This window comes from Streptomyces sp. NPDC031132, from assembly GCF_055570595.1.
The window spans coordinates 196,766-208,949 of sequence record NZ_JBVIGX010000011.1 but is presented as its reverse complement, the minus strand read 5'-3'; the positions used below and the strand labels follow the sequence as shown (position 1 = coordinate 208,949).

Annotated in this window: 9 protein-coding genes and 1 other RNA gene; 9 read left to right on the top strand and 1 reads right to left on the bottom strand. The window is 72.5% G+C overall.

Translation table 11 applies throughout. The features are described 5' to 3' along the window. Both smpB and ssrA read left to right on the top strand, forming a co-directional pair. Complete coding sequence (gene smpB / locus ACZ49B_RS19255; protein WP_030161337.1) at positions 1-486, top strand: SsrA-binding protein SmpB; 486 nt, start codon at positions 1-3, stop codon at positions 484-486. A gap of 100 nt (positions 487-586) precedes the next feature. Continuing rightward, positions 587-975: a transfer-messenger RNA gene (gene ssrA, locus ACZ49B_RS19250) on the top strand. Positions 976-1,293: 318 nt separating this feature from the next. On the opposite strand, the gene ACZ49B_RS19245 is transcribed toward ssrA, so the two are convergent. After that, positions 1,294-2,520 (bottom strand): MFS transporter, encoded by a 1,227-nt coding sequence (locus ACZ49B_RS19245; protein WP_468307166.1) that lies wholly within the window; start codon positions 2,518-2,520, stop codon positions 1,294-1,296. 84 nt (positions 2,521-2,604) lie between these two features. On the opposite strand from ACZ49B_RS19245, the gene ACZ49B_RS19240 reads away from it, so the two are divergent. The 7 genes from ACZ49B_RS19240 to ACZ49B_RS19210 all read left to right on the top strand — a co-directional run bounded on the left by ACZ49B_RS19240 (position 2,605) and on the right by ACZ49B_RS19210 (position 11,996). Further along, the gene (locus tag ACZ49B_RS19240) at positions 2,605-3,576 is read left to right on the top strand and encodes a LysR family transcriptional regulator (protein WP_468307164.1); all 972 of its coding nucleotides are present in this window, start codon (positions 2,605-2,607) and stop codon (positions 3,574-3,576) included. A 97-nt stretch (positions 3,577-3,673) separates the two neighbouring features. Then, positions 3,674-5,044: a nitrate/nitrite transporter gene (locus ACZ49B_RS19235; RefSeq protein WP_468307161.1), complete on the top strand. Its 1,371-nt coding sequence runs from the start codon at positions 3,674-3,676 to the stop codon at positions 5,042-5,044. A gap of 126 nt (positions 5,045-5,170) precedes the next feature. Beyond that, entirely contained in the window at positions 5,171-6,328 is a 1,158-nt protein-coding gene (locus ACZ49B_RS19230) for a uroporphyrinogen-III synthase (protein ID WP_468307159.1), read from the top strand. Positions 6,329-6,429: 101 nt separating this feature from the next. Next, entirely contained in the window at positions 6,430-6,975 is a 546-nt protein-coding gene (locus ACZ49B_RS19225) for a GNAT family N-acetyltransferase (protein ID WP_468307156.1), read from the top strand. 182 nt (positions 6,976-7,157) lie between these two features. After that, positions 7,158-7,727 carry a CGNR zinc finger domain-containing protein gene (locus ACZ49B_RS19220; protein ID WP_468307153.1) on the top strand — a complete coding sequence of 190 codons (570 nt, stop codon included), beginning with the start codon at positions 7,158-7,160 and terminating at the stop codon, positions 7,725-7,727. Positions 7,728-7,842: 115 nt separating this feature from the next. Further along, positions 7,843-10,149, top strand: a complete 2,307-nt coding sequence (locus ACZ49B_RS19215) for a HelD family protein (protein ID WP_468307151.1) — start codon at positions 7,843-7,845, stop codon at positions 10,147-10,149. Between the two features lie 443 nt (positions 10,150-10,592). Further along, a complete protein-coding gene (locus ACZ49B_RS19210) occupies positions 10,593-11,996 on the top strand; it encodes an NAD-dependent malic enzyme (protein ID WP_468307148.1) in 1,404 nt (467 codons plus the stop codon). Positions 11,997-12,184 lie beyond the last annotated feature (188 nt).

The following is a 12,184-nucleotide window of genomic DNA, read 5'->3' as shown; positions in this document are numbered from 1 at the left end:
ATGGCTAAGGAAAAAGGGCGCAAGCTGATCGCCCAGAACAAGAAGGCGCGACACGACTACACGATCATCGACACCTACGAGTGCGGTCTCGTGCTCACGGGTACCGAGGTCAAGTCCCTGCGCCAGGGCCGGGCCTCGCTGGTGGACGGCTTCGTGTCGGTGGAGAGCGGCGAGGCCTGGCTCTACAACGTGCACGTGCCGGAGTACAGCCAGGGCACCTGGACCAACCACAGCGCCCGCCGCAAGCGCAAGCTCCTCCTGCACCGCGAGGAGATCGACAAGCTGGACTCGAAGACCGGCGAGACGGGCAACACGATCGTGCCGCTCTCGCTGTACTTCAAGGACGGCCGGGCGAAGGTCGAGATCGCGCTGGCGAAGGGCAAGAAGGAGTACGACAAGCGCCAGGCCCTGCGCGAGAAGCAGGACACGCGCGAGACGAACCGGGTGATCTCGGCCGTGAAGCGCAAGGAGCGCGGCCAGCTGTAATCTCCTGGCATCCCGTGGTCCACTTCGCGTACCATGGCGTCAGCACCGCCCCCCGGGGTGGAGCAGCTTGTGCATTACCTAACTGAACAGCGTGAAACATGGGGATGATCGGTTTCGACAGCGGATGTCGATGCAGGGGAAGCGAGCCGAGGAAGCGGCAATGATCTCGCTAACCACATGTCGCAAAAAATAATCGCCAACTCCAAGAGCGATAACTCCCGCTTCACCCTCGCTGCCTAATAACAGTGAGCTGAAGCCTCTGTGAGGAGCGTCAGCCCGGAAGTGGTCCCGGTCCGGATCCTGGCGTCAATTAGGGATCTAAACCTCTAGCCCCGGTCACGGGGGTTGGAGGGAAACCAAACAGTGACTGGGCCCGTCGGAGACTTGTCCGTGTGATCTCCGGGGCCGAGAAAAGCGCAGCGGACTGCGCTCGGAGAAGCCCTGCTTCTGCACCGTTGGACGCGGGTTCGATTCCCGCCATCTCCACTCATCCCATGTTGGGCGAAGGCCCCGCAGCCGCCAGGCTGCGGGGCCTTCGTCATGTGCACGGGCGGCTAGAGGGCGCGGTAAATTTCGCGGCGGTGGCCGACGGCCACGACCCAGACCGTGACGACGAGCTCTCCGTCCGGGCCCTCTTCAAGGGTGTACACGGCGCGGTGGTCGCCGACCCTGAGGCGCCAATGCGCGTGGTGGCCTTGGAGCGCTTCGATGTCGAAGGATTCCGTGTCACCGGCTCCAGGCCCTGTTGGAGTTCGGCGAGGCGGCGCAGAATCCGGATGGCATCCGGCTGGGGGTTCCGCCGCTCCGTCACCTGATACGGGTGGCCGCCGTCCCCACCACGAGGGCGATCACGGCCGCCGCCGCCGGGAGGGCGTAGGGGGTGGTGGGGCCCAGGCGGTCGACCAGGGAGCCTGCCGTGGCCGAGCCCAGCGAGATGCCCGCGAAGATGGCCGTCACCGCCAGGGTCATGCCCTCGTTGAGGCGGCCCTCGGGCGTGACCGCGTGGATGCGGGACATCGCCGTCACCATCGTCGGGGCCGTGGCCATGCCCGCCAGGAGCAGGGCGCCGGCCAGCAGCGGGAGGGAGCCCGTGGCCGCTGCCGCCCAGGGGAGGGCCATCGCCGCGGTCAGGGTGATCAGGCAGGTCCGCAGGCTGCGCGGGCGGAAGGCGCCGTAGAGCAGGCCGGCCGCGCAGGAGCCCGCCGCCTGGAGGGCCAGGACCAGGCCGGTGGCGGCGCCCAGGCCGCGGGCCTCGAGGTGGGCGATCGACGTGACCTCCATCGAGCCGAACAGCACGCCCAGGGGGAGGAAGAGCACCAGGAGGGGGCGTACCGCGCGGAGCGGGGAACTGCCTCGGCCGGGCGCCGACACCGGGGGTTCCGTGGCCCGTTGGGACGTGAACACCAGCATGCCGGTGAGCAGGAGGGCGGCCGCCGCGAGGGTGCCGGCCTCCGGGAAGGCGGCCGAGCAGAGGAACGCCGCCGCCACCGGGCCGAACATGTAGCACAGCTCGTCCGCGGCCTGCTCGAACGACATCGCCGTGTGGTGCGCGGCGGGGGAGTCGCGCAGCAGGTGGGTCCAGCGGGCCCGGGACATGCCTCCGATGTTGGGGGTGGTCGCGGTGGCGGCGTAGGAGGCGAACAGGGTCCAGGCCGGGGCGTGCGTGCGGACGCAGAGGACCAGCCCCACCGAGCCGAGCACCGCGATCAGCGTCGCCGGGACGGCGATCCGGGCCTGGCCGTACCGGTCGACCAGGCGGGCGGTCCACGGCGCGACCAGCGCGGTGGCGGCCAGTCCGGTGGCGGTGACCGCGCCGGCGAGGGCGTACGAGCCGCGCTGGCCGGCGATCATCATGACCGCGCTGATGCCGAACATGCCCATGGGGAGGCGGGCCAGCAGGTTCCCGGCCGTGAAGGCGCGGGTCCCGGGATACGAGAAGAGGCGTGCGTACGGGCCCCCGACGCGGGGCCGGCGGCGGTGCGGGGCGGGGGCTATCACGAGCGTCGAGCCCGTCACGGTCATCAGCGGTGGCATGGTCCAAGGCTCCGGCGCGGGGTGCCCGGGCGTCCAACACCTGTTCGGGAGCCATTCACCCGCTTCCGTTGTTAGTCTCCTCGGGTGAATCCCCGTGATGTGGAACCCCGGCTGCTGCGCGGGTTCGTCGCGGTGGCCGAGGAGCTGCACTTCACCCGCGCCGCCGCCCGCCTGTACATCGCCCAGCAGGCGCTGAGCCGGGACGTACGGCGGCTCGAAGAGGTCCTGGGCGCAAGCCTGTTCGTCCGCACGACCCGCGCCGTCGAGCTGACTGCCGACGGGGAGCGGCTGCTGCCGCCGGCCCGGCGGGTGCTGGCCGCGCACGACGAGCTCGCCGCCGCCTTCGCCTCCGCAGGCACCCGCCCGCTGCTCGTGGACCTGAACACCGACGGGCCGAGCACCGCCCGTACGGTGCTCGAGCGGGCCCGGGAACTCGCCCCGGACTGCGAGCTGATGGCCCGCTTCGAAAGCGGACTGACGTACGCGGCCGCCGAGGTCGCCGCCGGGCGCCTCGACGTGTCCTTCGGATACGCCCACGGGCTGGACCCGGCGCTGCGGGCCCGCCTCGCGCACCGGCCCGTACGGTACGAGCCGCTCGCGGTGCTGCTGCCCGACGGGCACCCGCTGGCCGCGCGGGCCGAGGTACCGCTCGATGCGCTGGCCGGGGAGACCGTGTACGCGGGGGCCGGCAATCCGCGGACCCTGGAGTGGACCGGGCTCGCCCGCGAACTGTTCGCCGGGCGCGGGATCGCCCTGGCGCCGCCCGCACCCGTGGCGATGGGGAAGGAGGAATTCCGCCGGGTCATGGCCAAGACCCGCAATCCGGTGCTGGTCACCGTCGACTTCCTCGACCTGCCCGGATCCGTGAAACGGCCGCTGGTCGAGCCGCTGCCGCTGTCCCCGCTGTCGATGGTCTGGCGCAAGGGCTTCAGCCATCCCGGGCTGGACGCGCTGCACCAGGCCGCGGCCGGGATCGCCGCCGAGCGCGGCTGGCTGGACGTACCCCCGGCCGGCTGGCGCCCCGCCGCGCTCACAGGCGGCTCCGGCGGCGGGTGAGTGCAAGGTTTCCCACCGGTCATCCGGCGGGGACCGGGGCCGAAACGCGCCGTTCCTACCGTCGTCACCACGGACGCGACAGCTGTGGAGGCGTGTGATGACCAGTACGACCGCACCGCGCAAGGGGGGCCGCTGGATCGAGCGGTGGGAACCCGAGGACGAGACGTTCTGGAAGGAGTCCGGGGAGCGCATCGCCCGCCGGAACCTGCTCTATTCCGTGCTCTCCGAGCACGTCGGGTTCTCCATCTGGTCCCTGTGGTCGGTGATGGTCCTCTTCATGGGCCCCGCGTACGGGATCGACCCGGCCGGGAAGTTCTTCCTCATCGCGACCGCCACCTTCGTGGGCGCCCTCGTGCGGGTGCCGTACACCTTCGCCGTCGCCCGGTTCGGCGGCCGGAACTGGACGGTCGTCAGCGCCCTGCTGCTGCTCGCGCCGACGGTGGCCGCACTGGTCGTCATGGAGCCCGGGACCTCGTACGGGACCTTCCTGGCGGTGGCCGCACTGACGGGCGTGGGCGGCGGGAACTTCGCCTCCTCCATGACCAACATCAACGCCTTCTTCCCGCTGCGCAAGAAGGGCTGGGCGCTCGGCCTGAACGCGGGCGGCGGCAACATCGGCGTGCCCGTGGTGCAGCTCATCGCGCTGCTGGTCATCGGCACCGCCGGGGCCGGACACCCGAGGCTGCTCCTGGCGGTCTACCTCCCGCTGATCGTGGCCGCGGCCGCGCTCGCCCTGCTGCGCATGGACAACCTGGCGCCGGTGCGCAACGACGCGGGCGCCGTCCGCGAGGCGGTCCGGGACGCCCACACCTGGATCATGGCCTTCCTCTACATCGGCACGTTCGGGTCCTTCATCGGCTACAGCTTCGCCTTCGGCCTCGTGCTCCAGACGCAGTTCGGCCGCACGCCGCTGCAGGCGGCCTCGCTCACCTTCATCGGGCCGCTGCTCGGCTCGCTGATCCGGCCCGTCGGCGGCGCCCTCGCGGACCGGTTCGGCGGGGCGCGGATCACCCTCGCGACCTTCGTGGCGATGGCCGCCGCGACCGGGGTCGTCGTCTACGCCTCCGGCCAGAAGTCGCTGTCCGTCTTCCTCGTCGGATTCGTGGCGCTGTTCGTGCTCAGCGGGCTGGGGAACGGCTCCACGTACAAGATGATCCCCGGCATCTTCCAGGCGAAGGGGCTGGCGCGGGGCATGGACGCCGAGGCCGCGGCCGCGTACGGGCGCCGGCTGTCCGGGGCCGCCATGGGGCTCATCGGCGCGGTGGGCGCGCTCGGCGGACTCGGCATCAACCTGGTCTTCCGGGAGGCGTTCTCGACCTCCGGATCCGGGACGGCCGCCTTCGTCACCTTCCTCGGCTTCTACGCGGCGTGCTGCGCGGTGACGTGGGCGGTATACCTTCGCCGACCCGCCCTCACGGTACTCCCGACGGCCGGGGCCGAGGCGAAGCCCCAGCTCACCTCGGTGTAACGGCGGTTTACGGACACGAAATACGACGGAACCGAGCCTGACACGCCGACTTGACAGGCTCGGTCCCGTTCACGCGACACGTGATCGCGCGATGTGATACCGACCCACTGGGCAAGGCAGGTCACCATGGACGACACGCACACCGGCACCGCCCCGACGGCGGGCCCGCTGGCGGGATTCACCGTGGGAGTCACCGCAGCCCGGCGGGCGGACGAGCTGATCGCCCTGCTCCGCCGGCGGGGCGCCACGGTCCTGCACGCCCCGGCCCTGCGGATCGTGCCGCTGGCCGACGACAGCGAACTGCTCGCCGCCACGAAGGAGCTGATCGACTGCGCGCCGGACACGGTGGTCGCCACCACCGCGATCGGATTCCGCGGCTGGATCGAGGCCGCCGACGGGTGGGGCATCGGCGAGGACCTGCTCGCGCGGCTGCGGGCCGCCGAACTGCTGGCGCGCGGACCGAAGGTGAAGGGCGCCGTCCGGGCCGCCGGGCTGGTGGAGACCTGGTCCCCGGAGTCGGAGTCCCTCGCCGAGGTGCTCGACCGGATGCTCACCGCCGGGGTCGCGGGGCGGCGCATCGCGCTCCAGCTGCACGGGGAACCGCTGCCCGGGTTCGTCGAGGCGCTGCGGGCCGGCGGGGCCGACGTGGTCGTGGTCCCGGTGTACCGGTGGATGGCCCCCGAGGACCTCGGGCCGCTGGACCGGCTGTTGGACGCCGTGGCCTGCGGCGGGGTCGACGCGGTGAGCTTCACCTCGGCCCCGGCGGCCGCCTCGCTGCTGTCCCGGGCGGAGCAGCGGGGGATGGCGGAGGCCGTGCTCGCGGGGCTGCGGGGGGACGTGCTGTCGGCGTGCGTGGGGCCGGTGACGGCGCTGCCGTTGCAGGCCCGCGGGGTGGACACCGTGCAGCCGGAGCGGTTCCGGCTGGGGCCGCTCGTGCAGCTGCTGTGCCAGGAGCTGCCGGGTCGGGCCCGGGTGCTGCCGGTGGCGGGGCACCGGGTGGAGATCCGGGGGCACGGGGTGCTCGTGGACGCGGAGCTGAGGCCGGTGCCGCCTGCGGGGATGGCCCTGCTGCGGGCGCTGGCGCACCGGCCGGGGTGGGTGGTGGCGCGGCCGGATCTGCTGCGGGTGCTGCCGGGGGCGGGGCGGGACGAGCATGCCGTGGAGACGGCGATGGCGCGGTTGCGGGGGGCGCTGGGCGCGCCGAACCTCATCCAGACGGTGGTGAAGAGGGGGTACCGGCTGGCGCTGGACGCGGGGGAGTGCGCCAGTGGCTCCACCGGTTGAACCGGTCGGGTGCGGCGCCGTTGCCGGGGCTGCGCCCCTGACCCCGCGCCTCGAACGCAGACGGGGCTGATTTTCGTCTGCGGCGCTGCAATGATGCGTGCATGATCATTGGCGGGGTGGAAATGCGGGGCGTCGAGGTCGGGGACGCCGGGGGGCTGGCCGATGTGCTGGCGCGGAACCGGGCCTACCTGGCGCCCTTCGAGCCGTGGCGGTCCGAGGTGTTCTTCACCAAGGAGGGCCAGGTCGCCCGTATCGAGGCGCTGCTCGCCGAGCGCGACGGCGGGCGCCTCGCACCGTACGTGCTCGTCGAGGCCGCCACCGGCGCGCCCGTCGGGACGATCAACCTCGGCAGCATCTCCCTCGGGCCCTTCCGCAGCGGCGGAGTCGGCTACTGGGTCGACCAGGCCTGGGCCGGCAAGGGGCTGGCCACCGCCGCCCTGGAAGAGGTCTGCCGGATCGCCCACGACGAGCTCGGGCTGCACCGCGTCGAGGCCGGGACCCTGGTCGACAACGTGGCCTCCCAGCGCGTCCTGGCCAAGGCCGGGTTCGAGCAGTACGGGCTCGCGCCCCGCTACCTGCACATCGACGGCGCCTGGCGCGACCACCGCCTCTTCCAGCGCCTCCTGCACGACGACCCGCCGCTCTAGGGGGTGTCGTCAAAGTAGCGTCGTCCGCCCGTGAGGGCCCCGCCGGCCAGACGGGACTTCGACGACACCCCCTAGACGAGCGCGCCCTGGCCCCCGTACGGGGGGTTCCGCATCGCAGCGGCGCGCGGCACTCTGAGAGGCACGCCCCCACGGGGTGTCCGGCGCAAGAGGCGGTGACGGGCATGTGGTTCGACTCCGGGCGGGTCTGCCTGGACCTGGTGGCCACCTTCGCCGCCCCCGCGGGCGCCGAGGAGATCCAGGACGGCGACGAGCTGCGGCTGTGGCTCGCCGGAGCCGGGCTCGTGCCCGACCGGACGCCGATCGCGCGGGTGGGCCCCGACTGGGTCGACGCCTTCCGGGCGCTGCGCTGCGACGTGGGGAGCCTCGTACGGGCCGAGCTCGCCGGGGCCGGTCCCGACGAGGGCGCGCTGGCCCGGGTCAACGCGCTGGCCGCCGGTCCACCCCCGGGACTGTGTGCCGTACAGGACCAAGAGGGTCACCTCGTACGGGAGTTGTGTGGCGGGGTGGAGTGCGGTGCGCTGCTCGCCGCCGTCGCCCGGGACGCCGTGGAACTGCTCACCGACCCCGGCGAGCGGGCCCTGCTGCGGTCCTGCGAGGGGGACGGCTGCACCCGGGTCTACCTGGACACTTCGCGGGGCCACCGGCGGCGCTGGTGCTCGAGCGAGCTGTGCGGCAACCGCGAGCGGGTCGCCCGGCACCGCCGCCGGGTCCTCGCGGCGCGCCCCGGGTAGCCGCCGGAGGGTGCCTGGGAAGTGATCTTCGCCCGGTCACCGGAACGGGCGTGCGGACAGGGTGTGGATTCGCGTACGGTTGACGGTCGCCCATGCACGTCAGAAGGGGGCCTTGGTGGCCGCGCAGAATGCCGCTGTCGACAGCACGGCGGATTCCGTCCGCGATCGGGAGATCGCGGTCGAGCAGACGCATCTGGACCAGGTGTACCGCCGCCTCGAGGAGAAGATCGACGAGGCCGAGTTCCTGATGAACGACGCGGCCAAGCGCGGTCAGGTCGGCACGCCCGGCGCGCTCGCCGAGCGCGACGCGCAGGTCTTCCGGGCAGGCATCCACCTGAACCGGCTGAACAACGAGTTCGAGGACTTCCTCTTCGGGCGGATCGATCTCGTCCTCGGCAAGGACGGGGAGCGCGGGCCCGACGGCGCGTACACCTCCGTCCAGCCGGCCGACGACGCGATCCGCGAGGACCTCACCGCCGACATCGCCGAGACGCTCCACATCGGGCGCATCGGCGTGCTCGACGCCGACTACGCGCCGCTGGTCATCGACTGGCGCGCGCCGGCGGCGGCGCCGTTCTACCGCTCCACGCCGAAGGACCCCGGCCGGGTCGTGCGGCGCCGGGTCATCCGCTCCAAGGGCCGCAAGGTGCTCGGTGTCGAGGACGACCTGATGCGCCCCGAGGTCACCGCGTTCCTCGACGGCCGGGAGCTGCCCGCCATCGGCGACGGCGCCCTGATGGCCGCGCTCGGGCGGGCCCGTACGCACTCGATGCGGGACATCGTCTCCTCCATCCAGGCCGAGCAGGACATGGTGATCAGGGCCCCCGCCGCCTCGGTCGCCGAGGTCGCCGGCGGGCCGGGCACCGGCAAGACCGCCGTCGCCCTGCACCGCGCCGCCTACCTGCTCTACCAGGACCGGCGCCGTTACTCCGGCGGCATCCTGATCGTCTCGCCGACCCCGCTGCTCGTCGCGTACACCGAGGGCGTGCTGCCCTCCCTCGGCGAGGAGGGCCAGGTCGCCATCCGGGCGCTCGGCTCGCTGGTCGACGGCGCGGAGGCGACGACGTACGACGAACCGGCCGTGGCCCGCATCAAGGGCTCCTCCCGCATGCGCAAGGTGCTCCACAAGGCCGTACGGGGCGCACTGGAACTCGGGGACGCGCCCGAGCGGCTGCGGGTCGTGGCCTTCGGGCGGCGCCAGGAGCTGGAGGCCGACGAGCTGAACCGGATCCGGCAGAACGTGCTCAGCGGCACCGCGCCGGTGAACCTGCTGCGCCCGCGCGCCCGCAAGCTGCTCCTTGACGCCCTGTACGCGCGCTCGGGCGGGGCCGGCCGCCACAGCGACCCGGAGCTCGCCGCCGAGCTGCGCTCCGCGTTCGACGAGGACATCTCCACCGAGGACGCGTTCATCGACTTCCTGAACGCCTGGTGGCCCGAGCTGACCCCGCGCGGGGTGCTGGCCGCGATGGCCGACGAGCGCCGGCTCGGGCGCTGGTCGCGGCGGGTCCTGAACCCGCGCGAGACCCGCCAGCTGGCGCGCTCGCTGCGCCGGGTGGGCCCGGACGGCAAGGGGCCGCTGTCGGTGCACGACGTGGCGCTGCTGGACGAGCTCCAGCTGCTGCTCGGCGCGCCGGCCCGGCCCAAGCGCAAGCGGCAGCTCGACCCGCTGGACCAGCTCAGCGGGCTGGAGGAGCTGATGCCGACCCGCGAGGAGACCCAGTGGGAGCGGGCGGAGCGGATCGCGGCGGAGCGCACCGAGTACGCGCACGTGATCGTGGACGAGGCGCAGGACCTGACGCCGATGCAGTGGCGGATGGTGGGCCGCCGAGGCCGGCACGGCACCTGGACGGTGGTCGGCGACCCGGCGCAGTCCTCGTGGACGGACCCGGACGAGGCGGCGGCTGCGCGGGACGAGGCCCTGGGGTCCCGGCCGCGCCGGCGGTTCACCCTGACGGTGAACTACCGCAACCCGGCGGAGGTCGCGGAGGTCGCGGCCCGGGTGCTGCGGCTGGCGATGCCGGGCATGGAGCCGCCGACGGCGGTCCGCTCCACGGGCCTGGAGCCCCGCTTCACGGCTGCCGGGGCCGATCTGGGCGCGGCGGTGCGCGAGGAGACCCGGCGGCTGCTGGAGCAGGTGGACGGCACGGTCGGCGTGGTCGTGGCCATGGACCGGCGCGCGGAGGCCGCGGGCTGGCTGGCGGACCTGGGGGAGCGGGCGGTGGCGCTCGGCAGCCTCGAGGCGAAGGGCCTGGAGTACGACGCCACGGTGGTCGTCTCCCCGGCGGAGATCGCGGACGAGTCCCCGGCGGGCCTGCGCGTCCTGTACGTGGCCCTGACCCGCGCGACGCAGCAGCTGACGGTGGTCTCGACGGGCCGCGACGAGCCCGACGCGGCGGGCGTCCCCGGCCTGCTGAGGCCGTAGTCGGGCCGAGCTCGCCCCGTACGACCGGATGGCCCGCAGCCAACGGCGTGGTGGGGCGAGGTCAAGCCCCTGGAGGGGGATCGCTTCCGGCGATCCTTTGTTAGCCTGGGTACGGCACCGACTCGATCCAAGCCCCCGGGCCCAACCTTCGTCGCTTAGAGCGACCACTTGCCGCGAGGCGAGCATGGCGGGTCGGTGTCATAGACGTTCACACAGGTCCGCGCTCCTCGGTCACCGAGGGGCGCGGACCTTTTTCGTACGCGGCTACGCTTCCCCGCACCCCGACAATCTCGTATGGTGGAAGTGTCTTTCCGAAATTTGTAGCTGGTTACCTTGTACTGGCTGGTAGGTGGGACGATCGGACAACAGGTCCTGCCGCACCCGGCGTGCAGCGGGACCCTGTGTGTACAGAAGAACCAGGGACAGAACAGAGGAACACGGCCATGGCAACGGCGCCCAGCGTCTCGTACTCGATGACGGTCCGCCTGGAAGTGCCCGCGAGCGGAACCGCGGTCTCCCAGCTCACCACCGCCGTGGAGTCTTCCGGTGGGTCGGTCACCGGCCTCGACGTGACCGCCTCCGGTCACGAGAAGCTCCGCATCGACGTCACCATCGCCGCGACCTCCACCGCGCACGCCGACGAGATCGTCGGCAAGCTCCGGGAGATCGAGGGCGTCAGCCTCGGCAAGGTCTCCGACCGAACCTTCCTGATGCACCTCGGCGGCAAGATCGAGATGGCGTCCAAGCACCCCATCCGCAACCGCGACGACCTCTCGATGATCTACACCCCCGGCGTCGCCCGCGTGTGCATGGCCATCGCCGAGAACCCCGAGGACGCGCGCCGCCTCACCATCAAGCGCAACTCCGTCGCAGTCGTGACGGACGGCTCCGCCGTCCTGGGCCTCGGCAACATCGGCCCCATGGCCGCACTGCCCGTCATGGAGGGCAAGGCGGCCCTCTTCAAGCGCTTCGCCGGCATCGACGCGTGGCCGATCTGCCTGGACACCCAGGACACCGACGAGATCGTCGCCATCGTCAAGGCGATCGCCCCGGGCTTCGCCGGCATCAACCTCGAGGACATCTCCGCGCCGCGCTGCTTCGAGATCGAGGCCCGCCTGCGCGAGGCCCTCGACATCCCCGTCTTCCACGACGACCAGCACGGCACCGCCATCGTCGTCCTCGCCGCCCTCACCAACGCACTTCGCGTGGTGGGCAAGGCAGTTGGCGACGTCAAGGTCGTCATGTCGGGCGCCGGCGCGGCCGGTACGGCCATCCTCAAGCTGCTCCTCGCGGCCGGCGTCAAGAACGTCGTCAGCGCCGACATCCACGGTGTCGTGCACGCGGACCGCCCCGACCTGGTCGACGCGCACGCCGACTCCCCGCTGCGCTGGATCGCCGACAACACCAACCCCGAGGGCTACACGGGCACTCTGAAGGAGGCCGTGGTCGGCGCGGACGTGTTCGTCGGCGTCTCGGCCCCCAACGTGCTGTCCGGCGAGGACGTGGCCGCGATGGCGGAGGGCGCGATCGTGTTCGCGCTCGCGAACCCGGATCCCGAGGTGGACCCGGCCGTCGCCCGCCAGACCGCCGCCGTCGTGGCCACCGGCCGCTCCGACTTCCCGAACCAGATCAACAACGTGCTGGTCTTCCCGGGCGTCTTCCGCGGCCTGCTGGACGCCCAGTCCCGCACGGTGAACACGGACATGATGCTCGCCGCGGCGAGCGCGCTGGCGGACGTCGTCGGCGAGGACGAGCTGAACGCGAACTACATCATCCCGTCGGTCTTCAACGACAAGGTGGCCGGCGCGGTCGCCGGAGCCGTCCGCAAGGCCGCCTCGGCGACCTGACGCACGGTCTGGTCTGCGGGCCCGTCGGCGGGCTCGTCGGCGGTCCGGCCGGCGCCGGGCCCACCGGTGTCCGCCAAGGGGCGTGGGGGCCGCTGTGACGGCCCTCACGGCTTGCCGATCCCGGCGCGTCGCGAGATGCGGGCCCGCCGGGCCGCCTCTAGGGTTGCGGGGATGCCCGCGAGGTCCGC